This window comes from Hahella sp. NS-SX17, from assembly GCF_057367735.1.
In genome coordinates this window covers 4,240,234-4,263,187 of record NZ_CM170632.1, presented here as the reverse complement: position 1 = coordinate 4,263,187, position 22,954 = coordinate 4,240,234, and the positions used below count along the sequence as shown (strand labels likewise).

Sequence of the window (22,954 nt, the reverse complement as noted above, 5' to 3'; positions counted from 1 at the left end):
GTCTTTATAGTTCTATTTCAACCCTCGCCGGCGCCTCCGCTGATGGCGCCTGACCGCTTTCGGCGCTGTCCCCGTCCGTTTTGTCACGGGTCAGCGCGGCCAGCTCCCGCACCGACGGATACTGGAAAAAATCCGCCAGGGACAGGTCCGCGCCACAACGTTCGCGAATACGGGAAATCGCTTGCGTTGCGATCAGGGAATCGCCGCCGAGGTCAAAAAAATTGTCCTTTACATTAATGATCGGTACAGCCAGAAGTTCGCCCAGAATGTCGCACAGCATAAGCTCCGCGTGATCGCCGGGCGCAGGGTCACCGCTACTGCCGGGAGGTACTGAATGTGGCTGAGAACAGGCCCCGGCGTCATGACCGGGAGCGTTTCTCCGGGGATGGTAAAGTCGGTAGAACCGAGACTTCAGCGATAGTGTGGATATCGCAACCTGGTGCTCGTCTTCCATCTGTAGCAAGGCATCCGATAACTGCAATGCATGCTCAAGCGCCAAAAACCCTTCCTTTGAATCTATAGCATTGGCGGCCAATGTGGATTTGTCAAAAAATTCCTGCGCAATTTTTGCGTTCGCGCCCATGCCCAGGCCGCTGACGCTATGGGGACGCCAAGCATCCCAGTTAAGCGACAGCCATTTTGCGCCTTTGTTTGCGTTACGGTGGGCGGCGCATTGCGCGACCTCCAGATCCATGACCAGATTGGCGGCGGCGTAAGCCCCCATTTGATAGCCCCCCAACAGGGCCGCCAGGGAGGACATGCAGACCACCCGACGCACCGGACGTTGCGTGACCAATCCGGCCAGGGCGCGCACGCCCTCGACTTTGGCCTGGATCATGGTTTCCCAGGTCTGCGCCAGATCGGCGTTGATGGCTTGCTCCTGGGCCTGGGACATGTCGGCGGCGGCGTGAATAAGCGCGTCGATGGCGCCGTAACGGCCGCACAGTTCATCCAGCATGGCATCCATGGCGCCAGTGTCGGTAACGTCCGCCGCGCTGACGCTGACCGACGCGCCGGCTTCCTGTAAGGTGATCAGGGCGGCGATGGCGTGGCGTTGTCTATCCGGCGTTGAAGGGTTTTGCAGACATTGCGGCCACTGCTCCGGTAACGGCAGGGGCGTGCGCGAAACTAATCTGATATGTCGCGCGCCGCGCTGCGCCAGGCCCGTGGCGAGGGCGAGCCCGATCTTGCCGAGTCCGCCGGTGATCAGATAAACGCCGTTGGCGACAGGTTCCCTGGCGGCGGACGTAGCCGCTTTCGATTCACCATCGATCCGACAGGGCCGCCATTCGCAACGCCAGCCATGACGTCCGCGCAGGGCGACAATGGGCGGTCCGGCGTTAAAGTCCGCCTCCTGATCTGGATGGGCCAAAGCCAGTATCGCCGGGACCTGGCGCGCCAGTGTGGCGACCGCGGAGGCGTCTTCCATATCAAGCAACAGCGTGCGCAGCGCAGGAAACTCCTGCCTTGCGCTCAGCAGCGGACCCAATAGCGCCCCCCGGGCGGGACGCAAGGATTCCGAGCCCAGCACCGACTGGGTTCCGGTGGTCGCCACGGCGACAAATACGTCAGATCGCAATGCGCCCAATTGCTGTAATAAGGCGCTCAGCAGAGACAGGTCCTGAGAGGCGGTCTCATACTCCGCGCTGTTTGAAGCCTGTTTATTCAGGTTACGGGCGAACAGCACATGGTTCGGCAACAGGTCATTCTCCGCCAGCAGAGCGAACAACTTGGCGGGATCTTTGGCGGCGTCGGCGGGCAGGGCGATGGTCTGGCGCTGATCGGGATGTTCGGGGTGGGGCGTCAGCGCGGTGACGGCGGTGTCCGTGACGGAGACCAGCGTGTGTGGTTGATGCTCAGACAGCCCCTGAACCAATGCGTCGATACTGGCGCGGGTATCGGTCAGCAACAGCCATTTGCCGCCGCTGGCGTTGCCCTTCTCTGTCCCGCTTAAACGGCTCCAGGAACGGGTGTAGAACCAATCTTCCAGAGCCTGGCGCTCCTCTGAGAAGGCGTCGCCGGTGAGCTTGGGCGGATCGATCCAGTAGCGACGGCGGTCGAAAGGATACGTGGGCGTGGGGATGAATTGCCCGTCCAGGTTTGCATACAGGCCAGGGCGGTTGATGGCGAATCCTTTGCTCCACAGACGGCCGACGCACTCCAGGGCGCTTTTGCGGGAATCCTGGCCGGGGCCGGCGCCGAAGGTGGCGATGGCTTCCCTAGACGTCTCCCCGTGTTGCGGCAGGGCGCCGGCGAATGCGGTCAAGGCGCGGCCCGGGCCCACTTCCAGCAGGGTATCCACATGGGTGTCCGCGCACAGGGTCTGCAACCCCTGATAGAACTGCACCGGGCGTCGCAGATGCTGACGCCAGTAGTCCGCGCTGACGGCCTCTTCGGCGCTGAGACGCGCGCCGCTCAGGTTGGAGTAAACCGGCAGTCGCGGCGGCTGCAGCGTCATGGCGTCGAGCAGTTCGGCGAAGGCGTCCAGCATGGGCTCCATCATCGACGTGTGAAACGCATGGGAAGCCTGCAAGCGGCGATAGCCGATCTGCGCTTCCTCCAGCGCGGCGGCGAAATCCTCCATGGGGCCGGGCGGACCGGCGAATACATTGGCTTGCGGGCCATTGGCCACGGCCAGGGACACGCCCGCGCCGGCGTAGGCTTCCGCCTGCTGGCGGGGAATGCGCACGGCGATCATGGTTCCGGCGGGCATGCTTTGCATCAGGCGGCCTCTTTCCGCCACCAGACGCACACCGTCTTCCGGGCTGAACACGCCCGCCACACAGGCGGCCACGTATTCCCCCAGGCTGTGTCCGATCACCGCCTGCGGGGTCAGGCCCCAGCTTTGCAACAGCATGGCCATGGCGTAATCGACGATAAACAGCGCCGGCTGCGCCAGCGCGGTTTGTTTCAGGTCTTTGTCTCCCTGTTCCGCGTCTGCGCCGCGGGGACGGGTCAGCAACGGCCGCAGCTTCTGCGCAACAAGAGGCGGCGCGGCTTGCAGGCATTGATCCAACGCCTGGCGGTAAACCGGCTCGCACTGATACAGCTCCGCGCCCATGCCCGCATATTGCGCCCCTTGTCCGGGAAACATGAAGGCCGCCGTCGGCGTGTTGTCCTGCACCCGTCGCCAGCTCAGGTCGTTGGGAAAACGCAGTTGCGCGATGGCTTCCGTGGGCGTCGCCACCGTCAGGGCCGCGCGATAGGGCAAGGCTTTTTTGCTCAGGGCCAGGGTGTAGGCGAGGTCGCAGAGCGAAATCTGAGGCCGCTCGTCCAGATGCTGCGCCAGACGCTCCGCCACCTGATCCGCCGATTGTTCGCCAGCGGCGGACAGCAACAGTAATTGGCAGGGGGCCGATTCGTCTACCTGACGCGACGCGCTGCGAGGCGCGCGGGTTGTGAGAGGGGCTTCCTCCAGAATGGCGTGCACGTTGGAGCCGCCCATGCCGAAGGCGCTGACCGCCGCCAGTCGGGGCCTGTCTTCCCGGGGCCAGGATTCGGTTTCGCTGCAGACCCGGAAGGGCGTGCGCAGCCAGTCGATCTGGGGATTGGGTTGCTGGCAATGCAGGCTGGGAGGCAAGGTCTCGTAATGCAGGCACAGCACGGTCTTGATCAGGCCGGCGACGCCGGCGGCGGCGTCCAGGTGCCCGATATTGGTTTTCACCGAGCCGATGGCGCAACGGCGACTGCTTCCCGGCGCAATGTCGAAAGCCCGCGCCAGCGCTTCGATCTCAATGGGATCGCCCAGATGGGTGCCGGTGCCGTGGGCCTCCACGTACTGGATCGAACGAGGGTCGATATTGGCGGTGAGCTGCGCCTCCCGGATGACTTCCGCCTGTCCCTGCACGCTGGGGGCGGTGAAGCCCACCTTGCGGCGACCGTCGTTATTGGCTGCGGTGGCGCGAATCACCGCCAGCACGCGGTCGTCGTTCTCCAGGGCGTCGTCAAGGCGTTTCAGCGCCACCAGTCCCGCGCCGCTGCCGATGGCGGTTCCGTCCGCTTCGGCGTCGAACGCCCGGCATTGGCCCTTCGGCGACAGAATCATACCGCTTTGGCTGCGAAAACCGCCGTGTTGCGGCAGTTGCACTGAGGCGCCGCCGGCCAGGGCCAGATCGCAGTCCCCCGCCAGCAGACTCTGGCAGGCCAGATGCACCGCCATCAGGGAGGTGGAGCAGGCGGTCTGCACCCCCACTGCGGGGCCGGTGAGGCCCAACTTATAGGCGATGCGGGTGCTGAGAAAATCCTTGTCGTTGAGCAGCATGGCCTGATACAGGTCCGACACCCTGCGCGTGTCCGTATTCGGCAGCACATGGCGATAGAAATAGTTGGGCATGCCGCAACCGGCGAATACGCCAATGGGGCCGGCGAACTCATCCGGATTGCAACAGGCGCGCTCCAGGGCTTCCCAGGCGCACTCCAACAACAATCGGTGCTGCGGATCGAGCAATTGCGACTCTCTGGGGTTCATGTCGAACAGGGCGGCGTCGAACCCGCTCACGTCTCCCAGCGCCGCCACCCGGCGCACGTAGTCCGGGCGCTGGTATTCGCTTTTTGGCGCGCCAGCGGCGTCCAGTTCCGCATCCGTCAGTTCAGCGACGCTTTCCACGCCCGTTACCAGGTTGCGCCAGAACGCCTCCGGCGAGTCTGCGCCGGGAAAGCGGCAGGCCATGCCGACGATGGCGATAGCGCTGTCGGTTCCGGCTTCGTGGTTATCTTCAAAGCTGTTCATTGGAACGCAGACTCCTTTGCGCTGCTTTGGCGTTACGACGGCCCGCCAGTCGGTTGTTTTTGCGACGGGGCGTCTGGGACAGCGCATCTTCCTCCGGTGCGGCGCTGAGCAGGCGCGCGGTGGCGGCCACGGTGGGGTTGGCGAACAGGTCCACCATCGCCACCGGTCGCCCGAAGGCGGCGCTCAATTGACGCTGCACCTGGGCCAGCAACAAGGAGTGGCCGCCAAGGTCGAAGAAATTGTCGTCCCGTCCTACGCGAGTCAGGTTGAGGCAGTGTCGCCAGATATCCGCCACCCGACGCTCCACTTCCGACACCGGCGCGCCTCCGTCCATGGCGGCGACGCCTTCCGGTTCCGGCAGGGCGCGGCGATCCAGTTTGCCGCTGGCGTTCATGGGCAGACGCGGCAACGCCAGGATATAGGCGGGGACCATGTATTCAGGGAGCCGGTCTCGTAAATGGGATTGCAAATCCTGGACGCTGGGCGGCGGGTCCGCATCCTGGCGATACACCACATAGGCCGCCAGTTGCTGGCGTTGTGGGAACAGGGCGACGGCGCATTCCGCGATGGCCTCATGGGCGGCCAGCTGACTTTCGATATCGCCTAGCTCCACCCGGTGTCCGCGGATTTTCACCTGTGCGTCCCGACGCCCCAGATAGTGCAACTGGCCGTCGTCGAGCCAGCGGCCCAGGTCGCCGGTGCGATAGGCGCGGGAGGCGTTTAGTTCGGGCAGGTCGACAAATTTTTCCGTCTGCAATTCCGGGCGCTTGAGATAGCCGCGGCTGACGCCGGCGCCGGCGACCACGATTTCTCCCACGGCCCCTGTCGGCAAAGGCTGCCCCCAGGGGTCAAGCACAAACAGACTAGCGCCGCGCAGAGGCTGGCCCAGCGGCGCGATGGCGGTTTCCGGCAGGGCGTTGCGTGGCAGGGCGCAGGCGCTGACGTCGACGCAGCATTCCGTTGGTCCGTACACATTGATGAGTGTGCTGTGTTGGTTGGCGTCATAAAAGGCGCGCACCAGCTCCATTGGCAGGGCTTCTCCGCCCACCAGCAGGCTGTCCAGCGTCAGACGACTGGCCTGATCCGCGCCGGTGAGCATGCCCAGCAAACTGGGGGTGCAATCTGCGCAGCGCACTTGCTCGGCGGACAGTAAGTCGGCGAGGCGGGCGGGATCGCGACGACTGTCGTCCTCCACGATCAGCAGCCGATGTCCCAGCAGCAAGGCGGCGAAAATCTGCTGTACGGAGGCGTCGAACACAGTATTGGCGCACAGGGCGACGGCGATGGGCTGATCGTAGCGATGATAGAGCTGATCCCACAGGGCGTTGACCAGATTGATGACGCTGTGATGCTCCACCAGCGTTCCTTTGGGCGCTCCGGTGGAGCCGGAGGTATAAATCAGGTAGGCGAGGCTGTCCGGCCCGAGGGCGACCTGAGGCTCTTCGCTCGTGGCGGTGACGTCCTCCACGCACAGCCATTGCGCGGCGACCAGCCCTTCCAGGGCGGCCAGGGTCGGCAGGATGGCGCGATCGGTGACCAGGGCGGCGACGCCGGCGTCCTCAAGCTGCGCGCTCAAGCGGGCGGGCGGATGCGCCGGGTCCAGGGGCAGGTAACCGCAGCCGCTTTTGAGAATTCCGAGCAGGCCGACGATGAGATCCACGCTGCGGGACATGCAAAGTCCGACGGCGGCGCCGGTGGGCGTCCCTTGCTCGCGCAGGCACGCGGCGACGCCGTTGGCGCGGCGATTGAGTTCGTCGTAACTGAGTTGGCTGGTTCCGTCCGAGACGGCGATTCGTTCGGGATTCGCCCGCGCCATGTCGAGAAATCCGCTGACCAGATCCGGCGCAGAGAGTCTGGCTTCCGCGAGTGTATGCTGACAGGCGTTTTGCTGCAGCTGACGGCGCTCGTCCTGATCATACCAGGGCAAGTCGGCCAACGGCCGGGAAAGCTGGCCGGCCGCACTGAGCGCGGACAGAATGTGACGGTAGCGCCGGATCAGGCGGGCGACGCTGGCGCTGCTCCAGCGATTGGCGTCGTATTTCAGGAAGCCCTGCAGGCCATTGGCGCTGTCGGCGATTTCCAGGGACAGCTCAAACTGGCCTTCCTGCTGCGGCATGGGATAGGGCGACAGTTGCAGATCGCCCCAGGTGACGCGCAGGGTATCGTCGGCGGCCAGAAACAGGTCCAGGGTGGCGTTGTCGGTTTGCGGCTTCTGCATAATGAAGGTGGTATTCACCAGGGACCGCCCCATGCCGTTACGCTGCAGGCCAAGCCGCTCCACCAGTAATGGCAAGGGATAGTCGCCGTGAGCCAGGGCGTCGAGCAGAGTCTCCTGTTGACTGCGCAGGTAGGCGTCCAGGCTCTGTTCCGGATCGAAGCGGCTGCCGACAGGGGCGAGATTCACAAAGTCGCCCACCAGGGGCTGGAATTCCGGACGACTGCGTCCATGCACCGGCGTCGCCACAATAAGACGCTGCTGACCGCACAGGCGATGCAGCAGCAACTGGTACGCCGCCAGCATCAGGCTGAACAGCGTGGCTCCCCGTTGTTTCGCCAGGGCGCGCAATGCGGCGCCCAGTTCCGGGGCGAGCTGGAAATGGATGGATTCGCCAACCGCTTTCTGCGCTGTTCCACTGCGGGGAATATCTGCTGGAAGATTCAGTTCAAAGTCGGCGTCCGCCAGAGCGTCGCGCCAGTAACGCCAGAGTTGTTCGCCTCGGGCGGTGTCCAGCATGGCGTTTTGCCAGCGCACAAAATCCACCTGGGAGTGAGTCAACGCCGGCAGCGCGGCCTGTTCCGGAGCGACGCCTGCGCGGCGCGCCTCATACAGCGCCTTGAGTTCATCCAGGATCACCCACAGCGACCATCCGTCGCAGACCGCGTGATGGGCGGTCAGCAGCAGTACGTTGTCCTGCGCGGTGACGAACGCCCAGGCCCGCAACAAGGGCGCGCGGGACAGTTCGAACGGCGCTTGATAAGCGCGTCGCACTTCCTGATACAGCGCGTCCGCATCAAGGTCATGGGCGTCCACGACCTGCAGGGGAATGGCGATATCGTCGCGGGCCTGCTGGCGCGGTTTGCTGTCCACCTGAATCGCCGTGCGCAGCGCCGGATGGCGGCGGGCGATCTGGTTCAGGGCGGCCTGCAGGAAGGCGTGATCCTGTTCTCCCGCAAAGCCGGCGCGCAGACGCGCGGCGAAAGAGACGTGATAGGCGGGGCTGGTCGGGTCCAGTTGATGCAGAAACCATTGCGCCTGCTGGTTGTAGGACAGCTCCCAGGGCGCGCCGCAATCCAGGGGCGCGGGCAGGGTTTCCGTCGCAACGGAGGCGTCATGGTCCCCTCCATGCTCGGTAAGCTTGTCCGCGATGCTCTTTGTCAGGTCGCCCAGGCCATTGCTTTTCAGGATATCGACAATGCTGACGCTGGCGCCGAGATTTTTCTCGATGCGGTTGCGCAGCTCCACCGCCATCAGCGAATCCAGCCCGTATTGCGTTAAAGGCGCGGCAGGATCGAGGTTGTCCGGGCTCAGACGCAACACGGCGGCGGCCTGGGCGCTCAACCAGCGCAGCAGCGTCGCCTGGCGTTGTTCCTGAGGCTGATCGAGCCAGTCGAGGGGCGCTGGGCTTTCCTCTGCTGCGCTACCGGCGGGCGCCTCAGTGTGTTCAGGCCTGAGTCCTTGTAAGTACAGGCTGCCGTCGGCGTAAGTCGCCAAACCGGGATCTTCCGGAGTGACGCCGATGACCGCCAGATTCGCCGCCAGCAGTGTCGGCGTCAGCGCCACGCAGGCGTCTGGCGTCAGTCCTGCGCCAGTGTACGGTGTCAGATCTGTGGCGGGAGCGTCCTTGTCCCGCTGCGCCCTCGCCATTAAGCCGATCTCGCGGAATGCGCCCCATTGTACGGACAGCGCCCGTTCTCCCTGCGCGCGCCGTTGCGCGGCCAGTCCATCCAGCCAGGCGTTGGCGGCGGCGTAGACCGCCAGACGAGGAGATGGCAGCACTGCGGAAGTGGAAGAAAACAGCAGCAGAAAATCCAGAGAGCCGACGGGGAAGCAGCGATGTAGCGATTCGCCGCCCCCGACTTTTGCGGCGGTTTCCTGGCGCAGCGTCCCTCGATCCAGCGTCTCGACGGCCATGGCGTGAGCGACGCCGGCGGCGTGTAATACGCCGCGAATGGCGGGTTGCTGTTGTTGATATTGTTGCAGCCAGGAGGCGCAGGCTGCGTTATCACTGATATCTATGGCGGCGATGGTGACTTGCGCCCCCAGAGCTTCGATCTCCCGAAGCGCGGCGACGCGGCGTCCGTCACGGGAGTCTGGAGACAGTTGCGCCCAGTCGCAGCGCGGCGGCAGACCATTGCGTCCCATCAGCACCAGCCGTCGCGCCCCTTGCTCCGCCAGCCAGCGCGCCCAGCGCAGTCCCAAATCTCCCAGTCCGCCGGTGATCAGATAACTGGCGTCGGCGCGCAGGGTAAAAGTCTGATTTTTGGAAGTGGTGAGATCGGTGCGACCTAATGTTGCGCGATAGATGGCGCCTTGGCGAATTGCGAACTGAGCGTCTGCGCCGCTGTCCTGATCCAGTATGGTCTCCAGCAACAGGCGCTGGTCTTTAGCGGACGCCTCCGGGTCCAGGTCCACCATGCCGCCCCAATGATTGGCCTTCTCTACCGCTAATGCGCGGCCGAAGCCCCATAGCGCCGCGGCGTAGGGACAGACAGCGGGGTCCGTTTCCGTCACCGCGTAGGCGCGACGGGTCAGCAGCCAAAGCCGTGGCGCGTCCTCGTCGTCTTCCTGTGCGGCGGCCAGGGCTTCAAGAATGGCCTCAAGCTGCTCCACCAGGTTGTCCAGCAACTCGTCCGGTTCGGCGGCGTCTTCTGGAACCTCCGGCGCGATGCAGAGCAGGGCGGAGCCGTAGCGACGCAGCGCCAATTGTGCGGATTTATTGGCGAAAACTGCATCAGCTTCAGAATCTGTTTGATGATCTTCCGTGAGCGTTTTCTCTGGCGTTGCAGGGATCTCAGTCTGTTCCCAGGTCAGCTTGAAGGCGAATCCCTGGCCGGGTTCGGGGCTGCGGTCTGCTGTAGCGGCGTCGAGGAAACGGAAGCGTAAGCCTTCCACCTCCGCCAGCAGGTCGCCGTGGTTGTCGAAAATGGACAGCGAGCCCCTTAGCAAGTGGTCCGAGAGCGCATTGTGCGGCGTCAGACGGGCGCGCACCCAGTAGCTATATTTGCCGAAATTGCGCAAAAATCGCAAATTTTGTACCGAATGTCCGACAAATGCGCCTTTTTCGTCGCCGCCCAGCGCCGCCAGGGTCTGCGCGCAAGCGTCCAGGACGGCGGGATGTGTGCGGCAGGCGTCGAGCTGCGCGGCGGTTTCTTCTGGCGCCTGAATCAGAGCCCAGGCTTCCTGTTGTGATGACCAGAGGCGTTGAATGCCCTGAAACTGGCCGGACCAGTCGTTGCCCCGCTGACGCCATTGCGCGTAGAACTGCTCTCCGGACAGGCTGTTTTCATAGTGCGCCAAAACGGCTTCGGTGGGGAGCGGGGTTTGCGGTTCCTGATCCGCCGCCGCGTCCTGACGGCTGACTTCGCAACTGGCGTAGAGTCGCCAGGGCGCCGCATTCTCGTCACGATCCTCACGGCGGGCGAAGATTTTCACCTGCGCTGAGCCAGCGCCCGTTTGAATAAACTGAGACTGTAGCCGCCAGTGGTCCAGATCGTCGATGACTAAAGGAACATGGAATTGCATGTTGCGGCAGTGCGCGCCGGCGTTCGGCCAGTGTCGTCCCGCAGCGGACAGGGCCATGTCGATGTAGGCCGCGCCGGGAAACACGACGGCGCCGCTGACTTTGTGGCCCGTCAGATAAGCGTGTATCCCGGCGTCAAGGCGCTGGTCGAACAGAGCGCCTGTCGGGTCCGCCAGAGAGGTGGCGCGGCCCAGCAGGGGATGGCCGTCGGCGACCCGATCTGCGCCTTTGCGTGGTGCGCTGTAATTTTGCGGCCAGTAACGATGGCGCTGGAAGGGATAGCTGGGCGGCGCGGCGTCCCGCAGACGGCGGCGTCCCGGCAGCGTGCGCCAGTCCGGCGCGCCGCCATGGCAATACAGGCGACCCAGTGCGTTGAGCACAGACGCCTGCTCGTCTTCGCCATAACGAATGCTATGTATCCAGGCGGCTTTGCTGTCCGGCAGACAACGTTTGCCCATGCCGCACAGGCTGGCGCCGGGGCCGATTTCCAGAAACAGATCCACATGGCGGTCGGCGGCGGTGAGCATGCTCTTGCGGAATTCCACCGGATTCATGGTGTGCCGCAGCCAGTAATCGTGTTCGAAATCCTCCGCTTCGATAAAGTCGCCGGTGACGTTGGACAGCAGGGGAAATTGCAGATGTCCCAGCGGCGTCGACTCCGTCACCTTGCGCAGGTCGGGCAGAATGGGGGCCATCATTGGCGAATGGAAAGCGTGGGAAACCTGCACCGACTGGCAGCGAATGTCCTGCTGGGACAAGAGCGGGCGTATCTGCGCCATGGCTTCGCCGCGACCGCTGATGACGGTGAGGTCGGGTCCATTGTCCGCCGCTATAGCCAGGGCGACGCCGGAATCCTGCAGCAGGGCTTCAACTTTGTCTCGGGGCGCGAACACAGCCAGCATCTCGCCGGCGGGGAGGGACTGCATCAGTTCGCCGCGCCGCAACACCAGTTTCATGCCCTGTTCCAGGCTGAACAGACCGGCGGCGTGAGCGGCGGCGTATTCGCCCAGGCTATGCCCCAGCGCCAGTTGCGGTTGCACGCCCCAGGACATCCACAGCCGCGTCAGCGCCGCTTCGCAGGCGAACAGGGCGGGCTGGGTGTAGCGGGTCTGGTGGATGCCGGAGTCTGGGTCGGGATTGAACATCAGCGTCAGCAGCGATTGCCCCAGCAACGGCGCGGCCACCGCTTCGCAACGGTCCAGGGTGTCCCGCACTACGGTTTCAGTTTCATAAAGACGCCGCATCATGCCGGGATATTGGGCGCCCTGACCGGAGAACAGGAACACCACCACCGGAGCGTGTCGGGCCACGCCAAGACTCAGATTCTGCGCTTCCTGGCCTTGAAACGCCTTGAGCGTTCCGGCGGCGTCCTGCGCGTTTTGTGCGCTGAGGGCCAGGCGATAGGGCAAGGCCTCCCGGGCGCTGTTCAGAGTATGGCAATAGTCCGCCCAGCCAGCGCCGTTCGCCAGTTGGGCGTTGGCGCGCAAGGTCGTCAGGCGCTCGCCGTGACGGTGCGCCAGCGCCTGTAGCGCCTGGGCGTCGGCGGCGGATAGCGTTAACAGTCGATAAGGCGCGTCATCCCCTTGCGGGATGGTGGCTGTAGCCACGGCGTCGGAAGCGGACTCGGCCGGCGCATCCACGATGCCTTGCAGCACGACGTGGGCGTTGGAGCCGCTGAAACCGAAAGAGCTGACGCCGGCCAACAGTTCGCCTTCCCAGGGCTCGCTGCGCTGGGGTATGCGGAACAGGCGCTCGTCGATATCAATCAGAGGATTACGTTGGCGCAGATGCAGACTGCCGGGAATCACCCGGTGCTTGAGCGCCAGGGCGGTCTTGATCAGTCCGGCCACGCCCGCCGCCGCTTCCAGATGGCCGATGTTGGTTTTGATGGAGCCGATGCTGCAGGGGTGGTCCGCGTCGCGATTTTCTTCCAGCACATCCCGCAGGCTGTTCACCTCGATGGGATCGCCCAGGGCGGTGCCGGTGCCGTGGGCCTCCACATAGCGGATGCGGCAGGGCTGCACTTCCGCCTTGAACAGGGCGGAGCGGATGACGTCCTGCTGCGCCTGTCCATTGGGCGCGGTGAGGCCGTTGCTGTGTCCGTCCTGGTTCACGCTGGAGCCGCGGATCAGCGCGTAGATTTCATCGCCGTCCCGGCGGGCGTCCGCCAGACGTTTCAGAATCACGACCCCGCAGCCTTCGCCGCGCACGTATCCGTCCGCCTCGGCGTCGAAGGTTTTGCAGCGACCGGTCGGCGACATCATGCGTCCCTGGGATAAAGAAATGGAGCCCTCGGGAAGCAGAATCAGATTGACGCCCCCCGCCAGCGCCAGACTGGACTCGTTGCGGCGCAGGGATTCGCAGGCCTGATGAATCGCCACCAGGGAGGATGAGCAGGCGGTGTCGATGGTCATGGCGGGGCCGCGCAAGTCCCACAAATAAGCAATGCGTCCGGACGCCACACTGGCGGCGGCGCCGGTGCCGGTGTGCATACGAATAGCGTTGCGGTCGGCGTAGCTGATGCGTTGAAACTCGGTATTGCAGACCCCCATGAAGACGCTGGCGTCGCTTCCGGCCAGGGAGCTGACGGCAATACCGGCGTCTTCCAGCGCCTCCCAGCAGACCTCCAGCAGCAGGCGCTGCTGCGGGTCCATGGTTTCCGCTTCCCGGGGGGCGATGCCGAAGAATTGCGGGTCGAACTGGTCGATGTCATCCAGAAAGCCGCCCCAGCGGGTGTTCATGCGCCCATCGACGCCGGCTTCCTGATGATAATAGGCGTCGCTGCTCCAGCGCTCCGCAGGCGTCTCGCGAATCGCGTCCACGCCCTCGTTTAATAAACGCCACAGCGCCTGCGGATTGTCGGCGCCGGGGAAGCGGCAGCCCAGACCGACAATGGCGATGGGGTCGTTGCTTTCAAACGGGGTGGCTTCCACATCCACCAGGCGCGCGGTTTTGCGTTTTACTTTCGGGGCGGCGTCACTCGTTTTAGCGCTGGGCGCGCCGCTGGCCAACGGCGCGATGAACGCGGCCAGCCGCGCGATATTGGGGTGCTGGAAGAACAGAGTGGGAGGGGTGGGGACGCCGACATAACGTTCCAGTTCCCCACTCAAAGCGACCACATGGCGGGAGGCCAGCCCGAAGCTGGCGAAATCCGCGTGGAGGTCGATGTCGGCGGCGGGCGGGGCGGTGATCGCCGCCAATTGCCGCGCCAGCCATTCTGAGATGTTTTTGGCGCTGAGTTTCGCGCTCTGTTTCAGGTTATCCGTCGCGACAAAGGACGCGGCGACATGAGTGGGCGCCGGGGAGGAGGATGGCGTGGCCGCCTGCGTGGTTGCATCGTTCTGGACGCCGGCGCGCCATTGATAGATCGGTTGCAGCGAGCCATCCAGCCAGGCTTTGCGATTGGCCTGGCGCTGGATTTTGCCGCTGGTGGTCTTGTAAGCCTGCAACGGCTTTAATAGAGCGATGGCGTGCACCGGCAGTTCATGCTCCTGGAACACCGCCTGGCGTATGGCGCGGCACACAGCGTCGCTGTCTAACTGGCGCAAGGCGGTGCGTTTAATCTCCTGCACAATGACCAGTCGCTCCGCTCCGTCGATGTCCACGGAGAAGGCGGCGCCGTTGTCGGCGGTCAGGTCCGGGTGACAGGCGAAAACGGTCTTCTCTATGTCCTGGGGGTAATAGTTGACGCCATCGATAATAAGCAGGTCTTTGCGGCGGCCGGTGATGAATAGCTGCGCGCCATGAATGAATCCCAGGTCGCCTGTGCGCAGATAGGGGCCGCAATATCTGCCTTGCGGGTCGGTGAGATAAGCGTCGAAGATTTCTGCAGTGGCGTCTGGTCGTCCCCAGTAGCCGCTGGCGACGGAAGGTCCACGCACCCAGATTTCGCCGACCCTGTCCGGCAGACAGGGCGTCAGCGTCGCGGTATCGACAATCAGGCTTTTGGTGTCCATGTCGACTCGGCCTGATCCCACCAGGGGCGCGGAGCCTGGCGCGCCGTCGGCGACCACTCTTACTTCGCCCCGGGACAGCGCGTCCCGTTCCACATGCAGCACCGTGGGCGGCTCCGTTATAGGCGTGATGGAGACTTTGACGGTGGCTTCCGCCAGTCCGTAGCTGGGCGACTGGGCTTGATAATCAAAGCCGCAATCGCTGAAGGCGTCGGCGAAATCCCGCAGGGTTTCATGGCGCACCGGCTCCGCCGCGTTGCAGGCGGCTTGCCAGCAGGATAAGTCCAGATCCTGCTTTTGTTCGGCGCTGATTTTATCGATACAGAGCTGGTACGCAAAATTAGGCGCAGCGCTGTGAGTGGCGCGACAGTCGGAGATCGCCTGCAGCCAGCGCACCGGGTTGCGGATGAACGTCGCCGGCGCCATCAGGTAGCAGATTGAGCCTGCGTACAAGGGTGTCAGAATGGCGTAGATCAACCCCAGGTCATGAAAGTGCGGCAGCCAGCTGACCAGAATGGAATCGTCGTCATGGCCGAAGCAGCGATGCAGTTCGTCCAGATTCAGAATCAGATTGCGATGACTCACCATGACGCCTTTGGGGGCGGAGGTAGAGCCGGAGGTGTATTGCAGAAACGCGATGTCATCCCCGTGCAGAGACACCGGCTCGCTGTCTGCGTCCCTGTTTTTCCCTGAGTCCGATCCGTTCAACAGGCCCGTGTCCACCGTGAGCCAGACGGCGTCCCGCAAACGTGTGTCGCCAGCGTCCGCATCGGCGATGGCGGCGACCACTGTATCATTAGCCAGGATGACGCGGGCGTCGGCGTCATCGAGAGTGCTGTCGAGCCGTTCTGCGCTGCGGCTGTTTTTCGGCGGAGGCATAGGGATCGCCGTGACGCCTGCATACAGACAGCCAAAGAAGGCGGCCAGGAACTCCAGACCGGGGTGAAACAGCAGCAACGCTCTGTCGCCAGGCTGGGCGTGGCGTCCTAGCAACATCGCCACGCGTCGCGCCTGGCGGTCCAATTCGGCGTAGGTGAGGGGGAAACGGGCGTTGCGATCTTCGGTCAGGTAAATGAAGGCGGTCGCGTCTCCCTGAGTGATGGCGTGAGACTGCAACGCACGACTGATGTCAATGTAAAAGGGACGGCGGGTAGCGTCTGTAACGCGGCGAGTAGTGTCTGTAACCATGGTTCGATGTCGTAATTTATTATTTTCAACCGACGCATGGCGCTCGCCTCCCTACCGCATAGAGGTCCACGGCCATTACGCCACGGGACGACTTCAGGCTACTTCCGGTAAAGCCTTCTAATATTTCTTCAGTAACGACGGCGTCATTGCTTGGCGTGTTAACGCCATCTGAATGAAAAAATATTGGAAAACACGACCATGAAGCCCGCTGAGGGAATCACGGCGAGGTCTTGGCGAGATGCTTGTCCGCCTGGGCGAATACAACGATCAGGCCAACGATGGGGGAGAATATAAAGGATATAAAAAAGTTAAAGGTAAAGCCGAACTTTTTATTTTTGCCAAGGAACGCCACAAGTAAGCATACAAGCAGATATAACAGGACGTGAAGCATAATTATTCTGATCCTTTTCCATGCCTTTCTCTCTCCCCGGCGGAGAGACGATTCAATCCTAAGTAACGGCTATAGCATGTAGGGCTAACTCCAGCTGCTGACAAATGGTAGACCCAAATTATGACGATATCAATTAAGCAACTAAAAATAATGCCGGAGGCTTCGCAATGGGCTTGGCGGACTGTTTGCGCCTTTGTTTTCGAGAGGTCGTCGAGAAAAAAATAAGGGCGGCGTGAAAGCCTTGTATGACAAGGGGTTTGCAGAATTGAAATAGAGCTTCAACGGCGCTGAAACAGGGCGCGAATGGACAAAAAAAGTACTTGCGGGCCCCTGGGTATTGAACTAGTCTCATTACGGACACTTCGGAGGTCCAGGACTTCTTTTTGTATATGTTGTTTGTTTTATTGCAAGCGCTTTAAGTGGCGTGAAAATGAAATAGTAACGATATATATAACCGCCCGTGAATTTGTACTTGATGTTTTACGGACGTATATACCCTGCGTAAGTCTAATAATCATCAATATGGGAACATCAGTATGGCTGCAACAGCAACTACAGCAACTAAAGAAGACACAACAGAAACGGAAGTGGATGTAGAAGAGCGTTTGGCGGGCGTGCGCGCGATGACCAGGAAATACGTGCTGGGGTCTATGGGCATAGGGCTGGTGCCGATTCCTGTGGTTGACTTCGCCGGCTTGACGGCGCTGCAGTTGAAAATGCTGCACAAAATGTCAAAGATCTATAACATCAGATTCACTCAAGACCTCGGCAAGTCCCTGATTGGTTCGCTGGTCGGCTCCGCCGCGCCCGTTCCTATCGGTATGAGCCTGGCCAGCCTGACCAAGGTGATTCCTGTCATCGGCACCGTGCTGGGCTCCACCAGCGTGGCGATTATCGCGGGCGCGTCCACCTATGCGCTGGCGCGGGTGTTCATCCAGCACTTTGAGTCCGGCGGCAACTTCCTGAACTTCGACCCTGAGGCCGTACGCGCGTTCTACGCGGAAGAGCTGGAGAAGGGCAAAGCCTACGCGGAAAATCTGGGTAAAGACGACAAGACCGCCAAAACAGCCAGCGCCAAGGCGTAAGCCCGACGCTTATCGTTTAGCCGAACAGACGCGTTCAACCTGATCGTATATCCCGGCGCGTGTTCGCGCGCCGCGGACACGTCTGCGCGCGCCCACGCGCAGGCCCCCTGGCCCCTGGTTAACTCTGGACTGGAGCAAAGAAAAACAATGGCAAGATTCTCCGGCGTCGCCTCTCTGTCTGTCTTTTTTCCTGTTCTCGCCCTGATGTTTACGTCCATCGCCGCCGCTGACGACGAGTCCACGTCCGCGGCGGCTTCGCCTGCAACCGCCTCCGCTCAAGATAAAACGAAGTCGCCTTTGCGGGAATGGCTGAACATGCCGGACGAACTGTCCGTCGGCGCCTCCGCTAGCATCACCTCCAGCAAAGGGCAGACGGATTATGACAGCCGCACCTATGTGGTGGAGGCCAGTTGGACCGCGTCCAAGAACATCATCTCAACCTATAACCAGATCCAACGCAGCGAAACCGGTTCGCAAGTGCTGTCGGATAAAAAAAGCAGCGATAATTTCTGGCAATACAATTTTTCCCAGCGCTATTACCTGCTGGCGGGCTATCGTTATTCCAACGATGAAATACAGCTGGTGGACAGAGAACACGAAGTGTTTCTGGCGCCGGGATTCTATCCCTATCGCACCCAGACCTGCAGGTTGAGCACGGCGGCGGGTGTGGTTTATCTGTCTCAGGATTACTCGGAAACCGCCATTCTGGCGGGTGAGGACGAGCACGAAGAAAGCTGGCGCTACGGCGCTTACGAGGCTTTCGACTGCGCGCTGCTGGGAGGGGCTCTGAATCTGTCCCAGAGCGTGATTTACTCGCAGAACGAGGACGATAGCGATGATTATCGCTATCGTTCCATGATCAGCGCCGCCGTTCCCATGGCGTATGGGCTTTCCGTCAGCGTCAGTTACAACGTGAGCTACGATAACCAGCCCAAATTTGGCGTGGACAAGAAACAGGCGGATGTCACCACGGCATTGTCATACAAGTTCTAAGTCATACAGGTTCTGATGCCAATAGCGGCGCAGCCCGCCAGGGTCGCTGCGGGAACGGGCTTGCGCAGGTGCTGTCGTCGTAACAGATAGGCGCTGCTTAGCCGTCCGTCGAGCGCGTCAGCGGCTCCCAGGCGTCGATGCCTCGCTGTAGCGCCTTTAACTGCTCTCTGACCCGTTCCAGCGCATCACTTCCCAACAGCAAATGAGCCGGCGGCTGCTCAGCGTCTATCAGGCTTAGCATCGCCGTCGCCGCTTTTGCCGGGTTTCCCAGCTGCTTGCCGTTTTTCTCCATGCGGGCTTTTCGAATGGGATCAAAGGAGACGTCGTAGTCCGCGATTGAGCGCGGGGTGCGCGCCATTGAACGGCCGGCCCAATCCGTCCGAAACGATCCCGGCGCCACGGAAGTGACAAAGATATTGAATGGCTGCAGTTCTTTTCCCAGCGCCTCCGAAACGCCGACCATCGCAAACTTGCTGCCACAGTAGTCAGTAATGCCGGGCATCGTAATATAACCCCCCATGGAGGTGATATTCAGTATCCGACCCTGGCGACGTTGACGCATAAAGGGCAGCACCGCCTTGATCATGGCGACGCCGCCAAACAGGTTCACTTCAAACTGGCGACGGATTTCAGCCATGGAGGACTCTTCCAGCAGCCCCTCATGGCCATAGCCGGCGTTATTGACCAGGACGTCAATCGGGCCCACGGTCGATTCAATTTCCGCCACCGTTGCGTCAATAGATTCCCATTCCGTCACGTCAAGCATGCGCCCGAATGCGCGGCTTGCGTGCAGCGCTTCAAACGCCAACAGATCGTCTGACTGACGTACGGTTCCCACTACTGTATGGCCCGCCTTCAGCGCCTGTTGCGCCAGGGCTCGCCCAAATCCGCTGCTGACGCCGGTTATCAATAGGGTTTTTGAGGATGACATGGTTAAGCTCCTTAGACTCTTTGTTAGCGTGGAGTGTCATATTAATGAGTCAGTAAGATCGAAATGAGGCCTTAAACTATGAAATCATTGCCTATTCTTATGAATGGTTACTAAATCATGGCGAAGTGGAAAAGCGCTAAATGAATCAGGACGACGTCTACGAGAACCCTCAGACTTTGCAACAACAGATCGTGGAGCGCCTTCAGGCCCTGGCGCCTGACGGGGGTTACAATCTGACGCGGCTGCCTGATGTGCGTTTGCTGCGCTCCAATCGGCCTTTGTCTCGCACGCCAGTTCTTTATGATCCGGGCGTTGTGGTGGTCTGTCAGGGATGCAAACGGGGCTACTTCGGCGATCAATGCTATCTCTACGACGCGCAGCACTATCTGGCGGTGTCAGTGCCGGTGCCGTTCACCATGGAAACGGACGCTTCTCTGGAGCATCCACTGCTGGCCATCTATATCCATCTTGATTTCAAGGTCGCAGCGGAACTGATGCTGCAAATTGAACATCATGGCCCGGCGGAAGGCGGCGTAAGCGCCCCGGAAAGCATGGTCTCCAGCCCAATGAGCCACGCTTTGAAAGCATCAGTCTTGCGATTTCTGGAGGCGCTCAGTCGCCCCCTTGAGGCCGCGGTTCTGGGACCAGCGCTGCTTAGGGAACTTTACTTTCACTTCCTGACGGGAGAGCAGGGCGGCGTTATTCGTTCAGCGTTGGCGATGCAGGGACAATTTGGAAAAATCAGTCGGGTGCTAAAAAGCATTCATGGCGGCTATGCGCAGCCGCTCAATCTGACGCAGCTTGCCGCCGAAGCAGGTATGAGCGCGCCGACATTTCACAGCCACTTCAAGAACATGACGCGCCAATCCCCCATGCAATACGTTAAATCCGTGCGTCTGCATCAGGCCCGAATGCTGATGGTGCGCCACGGGATGACCGCAGCAGCGGCGAGTTACGCGGTGGGCTACGAAAGCCCCTCGCAATTTAATCGCGAGTTCAAGCGACTGTTCGGCCTGCCGCCGGCAGAAGAAATAAAACGAATGAAAGCCCATTTTGCCATTCCCCCCGCTCATCAGTCAGCGGAATACGTGTCGTCTCATTAGGCATAGGGCTGCGGTTATTACGCCCTTGTCAAACTTCACCGGACAGGTTCCTAAGAGAATCACTCAATAGGAGGCGTTGCTGTTTGACCTTGTTATGGTTTTTCTGGTTCTAGCCACTCGTTGCCGATCTCGATCAGCTTTTGTAAAGCTTCATACGGGATATTCGCCTCTATGAAGTTGCATTCCTTTTTTCGCGTTTCATCATAGTAAAAAATTTCGAATAGCCACTTTTCTTCACCATTGATAAGTTCGTTGAGCTCAACATAAACGCCATCACGTCCGAGCTCACTGCCTTTTATGATGGAGAACTCTCTATTTTCTACTTTGAATAACATACTTTATGAACCATAAAATTATACTTTTCGGTATAAAAGTTGAATCGACTATTAACCTGGCATCGATATAGATATGATACAATGCCCATATGATTATAGAAGACGCTCGCTCATTACCTGCCGCAGCGCAGGAAGAAAAAAGAAAACAGGCCGTGCGACTGCGCAAGCAGGGGTATAGCTATCAGGAAATAGCCGATAAGGTCGGTGTCCATAACCTGACGGTGGGAAAGTGGATCAGAGCTTATGAAGCGCAAGGGGTTAGCGGGATTAAATCCAAGCCCCGGGGACGAGAGCCCGGTTCGGGACAGCGATTAACGCCAGGGCAGGAGAACCGAATCAGATGTTTGATTGTCGATAAAAGCCCGGACCAGCTCAAGCTGGAGTATGCGCTCTGGACCCGTAAGGCGGTGCAACAGCTTATTGCGCAGGAGACGGGAGAGCACTTGGCGATCCGAACGGTTGGCGGTTATCTGGCCGCCTGGGGTTTCACGCCGCAGAAGCCGGTGAAGAAAGCGTATGAGCAAAACCCGTCTCAAGTCGAGAAGTGGCTGAAGGAGGAATACCCGGTCATCAGCGGACGAGCGAAGGCGGAAGGGGCGGAGATCTATTGGGGGGATGAGACAGGGCTTCGAAGCGACGCTCAACATGGGCGGGGCTATGCGCCGAAAGGGAAAACGCCGGTGATTCGCCTGAACGCCAAGCGTGAGTCGGTCAATATGATCTCAGCGATCAGCAACCAGGGCAAAGTGCGGTTTCAAATCTATGACGGCTCAATGGACGCAGACCGGTTGATAGGGTTCATGAAGCGGCTGATCCAAGACGCCCAACGGAAGGTCTTCCTGATACTGGACAATTTGAGAGTCCATCACGCCAAGGTTGTGAAGGCCTGGCTTGAGGAGAATGAGGATCGTATAGAAGTGTTCTATTTACCCGCCTATTCCCCGGAATTGAACCCGGACGAATACTTGAATTGTGACTTAAAAGCGGGAGTTCACAGTGGTAAGCCGGCGCGAAAGAAAGGGGATCTCAAAAAGAAAGTTCGATCACATATGTGTATGTTGCAAAAGAAGCCTTCGAGGGTGAAAAAATACTTTAACCACCCAAGCATCAAATATGCGGCATAGAATGCCTATATCGATGCCGGATTAATAACTAATTAATTTTGCTGCTTGGCGGCGCGTTTTATTCCAAGTAGCTTCAATGCTCTTTTCTTCAATTCAGGGTTCTCAGTTTTCACTAGTCTCAGGCGAGGGGCCTTGAACCAAGGCTCGCCTGCTTGATGTACAAATTTAAGCAAATCATCTAAGCATCGCTCATAGGTGCTGCCTGACTTGGCGTTAAATCTATGATGATATCTATTGCTCCAATATTCTGCGTCTGTGGAACATGGTCCATTCAGGGCGAGCGCCTCAAACTCGTCATCATAGGCTCTATACCCGCAATGTACGCGAAAAGACACGGAGTAGTTTATTGGTGCGCCATAGGAGATGCCGTCTAAATGGATATGAACAAAACAGGCGCCATTCTCGGCGGCTCTTACCCACAGCCATTTTTTTGTCCTCACAAATCCAAGTTCTTCCATTCTATCGGTAAACTCAGCCATCGCTTTATTGATGCCTTCCTTGACGATGCTTCTGTCGATCTGTTTCATTGATCCGCTACACTTGGTTGTTGTTTTTGAATCTAGAGACACTAAGTCCTGCAATTTACAGGAAAAGCTGCTTAGAGTTTAACTAAACTACGCTCTCGTAAGCCTCTTTGATTGGTTGATTTATTTGTCAGCAACAACAGGTGCGCATATCAGGCCCTGTCTCCCGCGGCGAGCCGTCGCGCAGGCGCATCCATGCGCCAGATTATTAACATGCCAATATCAATGCCATGTTAATAAATATCACTCCCAGAACTCACGACGTTTATTCTTCGCCTGTCATCTTGCATTCCGGGGCGCAAACCCGCTTGTGATACGATGGGAGCTTGCTCGCTGCCCGCCATACTCCCCGGGATTGACCTCAGAAGCCAATCTCGAACCCACTTTTAACCGCCGCCGCTCTTCTTGAATATGCTGCGGCCTTAAGTTGATGACATTGCCCTCCACGCATGCCATTAGTCTGTAATTGCGAATATGGGGAGGATACAAAGGATGATCCATATGTAAGGCCACATGAACTGTTCAATATTAGGCTGTGTTTTATAACCAAACATCGGCGCTTTCTTTAAGGGCGCTTTGGACGTTTTTAGGGCATTTTCTCTTAAGTTTTTGCTATTAATTGAAACGCGGAACCTTCTCCTGTTCGCGCTTTTCCAGATTGTAATTAAACCGTAATCTGGTTTGAGTTTACCCCTGCTATAGCGGCTTCTTCCTTCTCTGCGGGGGATCTGGCGAGGATGGGGCAGGTGCATTTTCTCTCAATCGGTTTATTGATAAAGGCGGCTTGAATTTTGCTGCTTTAATGCCCAATGCATGTATTGATACCCTGTTGATAAAGTAATAGCTGGCATATCGGC

9 protein-coding genes are annotated in these 22,954 nt (G+C 60.1%); 4 read left to right on the top strand and 5 right to left on the bottom strand.

Going from position 1 to position 22,954, the window contains the following annotated elements:
* Positions 1–4 precede the first annotated feature (4 nt).
* Complete coding sequence (locus tag AC2IBB_RS18860) at positions 5–4,729, bottom strand: SDR family NAD(P)-dependent oxidoreductase (RefSeq protein WP_486328304.1); 4,725 nt, start codon at positions 4,727–4,729, stop codon at positions 5–7.
* Positions 4,716–15,611 (bottom strand): amino acid adenylation domain-containing protein, encoded by a 10,896-nt coding sequence (locus AC2IBB_RS18855; protein WP_486328303.1) that lies wholly within the window; start codon positions 15,609–15,611, stop codon positions 4,716–4,718. Before AC2IBB_RS18855 ends, AC2IBB_RS18860 begins: the two co-directional genes overlap by 14 nt.
* Before the next feature lie 927 nt (positions 15,612–16,538).
* Here AC2IBB_RS18855 and AC2IBB_RS18850 point away from each other — a divergent pair.
* Both AC2IBB_RS18850 and AC2IBB_RS18845 read left to right on the top strand, forming a co-directional pair.
* A complete protein-coding gene (locus AC2IBB_RS18850) occupies positions 16,539–17,087 on the top strand; it encodes a YcjF family protein (protein ID WP_486328302.1) in 549 nt (182 codons plus the stop codon).
* 147 nt (positions 17,088–17,234) lie between these two features.
* A complete protein-coding gene (locus AC2IBB_RS18845) occupies positions 17,235–18,080 on the top strand; it encodes a DUF481 domain-containing protein (RefSeq protein WP_486328301.1) in 846 nt (281 codons plus the stop codon).
* Between the two features lie 97 nt (positions 18,081–18,177).
* On the opposite strand, the gene AC2IBB_RS18840 is transcribed toward AC2IBB_RS18845, so the two are convergent.
* Positions 18,178–19,011, bottom strand: coding sequence for an oxidoreductase (locus AC2IBB_RS18840; RefSeq protein WP_486328300.1), 834 nt, complete (start codon positions 19,009–19,011; stop codon positions 18,178–18,180).
* Positions 19,012–19,151: 140 nt separating this feature from the next.
* On the opposite strand from AC2IBB_RS18840, the gene AC2IBB_RS18835 reads away from it, so the two are divergent.
* Positions 19,152–20,114, top strand: a complete 963-nt coding sequence (locus tag AC2IBB_RS18835) for an AraC family transcriptional regulator (protein WP_486328299.1) — start codon at positions 19,152–19,154, stop codon at positions 20,112–20,114.
* Between the two features lie 92 nt (positions 20,115–20,206).
* Here the strand turns inward: AC2IBB_RS18835 and AC2IBB_RS18830 are convergent, their stop codons facing one another.
* Positions 20,207–20,449, bottom strand: coding sequence for a hypothetical protein (locus AC2IBB_RS18830; RefSeq protein ID WP_486328298.1), 243 nt, complete (start codon positions 20,447–20,449; stop codon positions 20,207–20,209).
* A gap of 89 nt (positions 20,450–20,538) precedes the next feature.
* On the opposite strand from AC2IBB_RS18830, the gene AC2IBB_RS18825 reads away from it, so the two are divergent.
* The gene (locus AC2IBB_RS18825; RefSeq protein ID WP_486328297.1) at positions 20,539–21,573 is read left to right on the top strand and encodes an IS630 family transposase; all 1,035 of its coding nucleotides are present in this window, start codon (positions 20,539–20,541) and stop codon (positions 21,571–21,573) included.
* A gap of 32 nt (positions 21,574–21,605) precedes the next feature.
* Here the strand turns inward: AC2IBB_RS18825 and AC2IBB_RS18820 are convergent, their stop codons facing one another.
* Complete coding sequence (locus tag AC2IBB_RS18820; RefSeq protein WP_486328296.1) at positions 21,606–22,100, bottom strand: hypothetical protein; 495 nt, start codon at positions 22,098–22,100, stop codon at positions 21,606–21,608.
* Positions 22,101–22,954 lie beyond the last annotated feature (854 nt).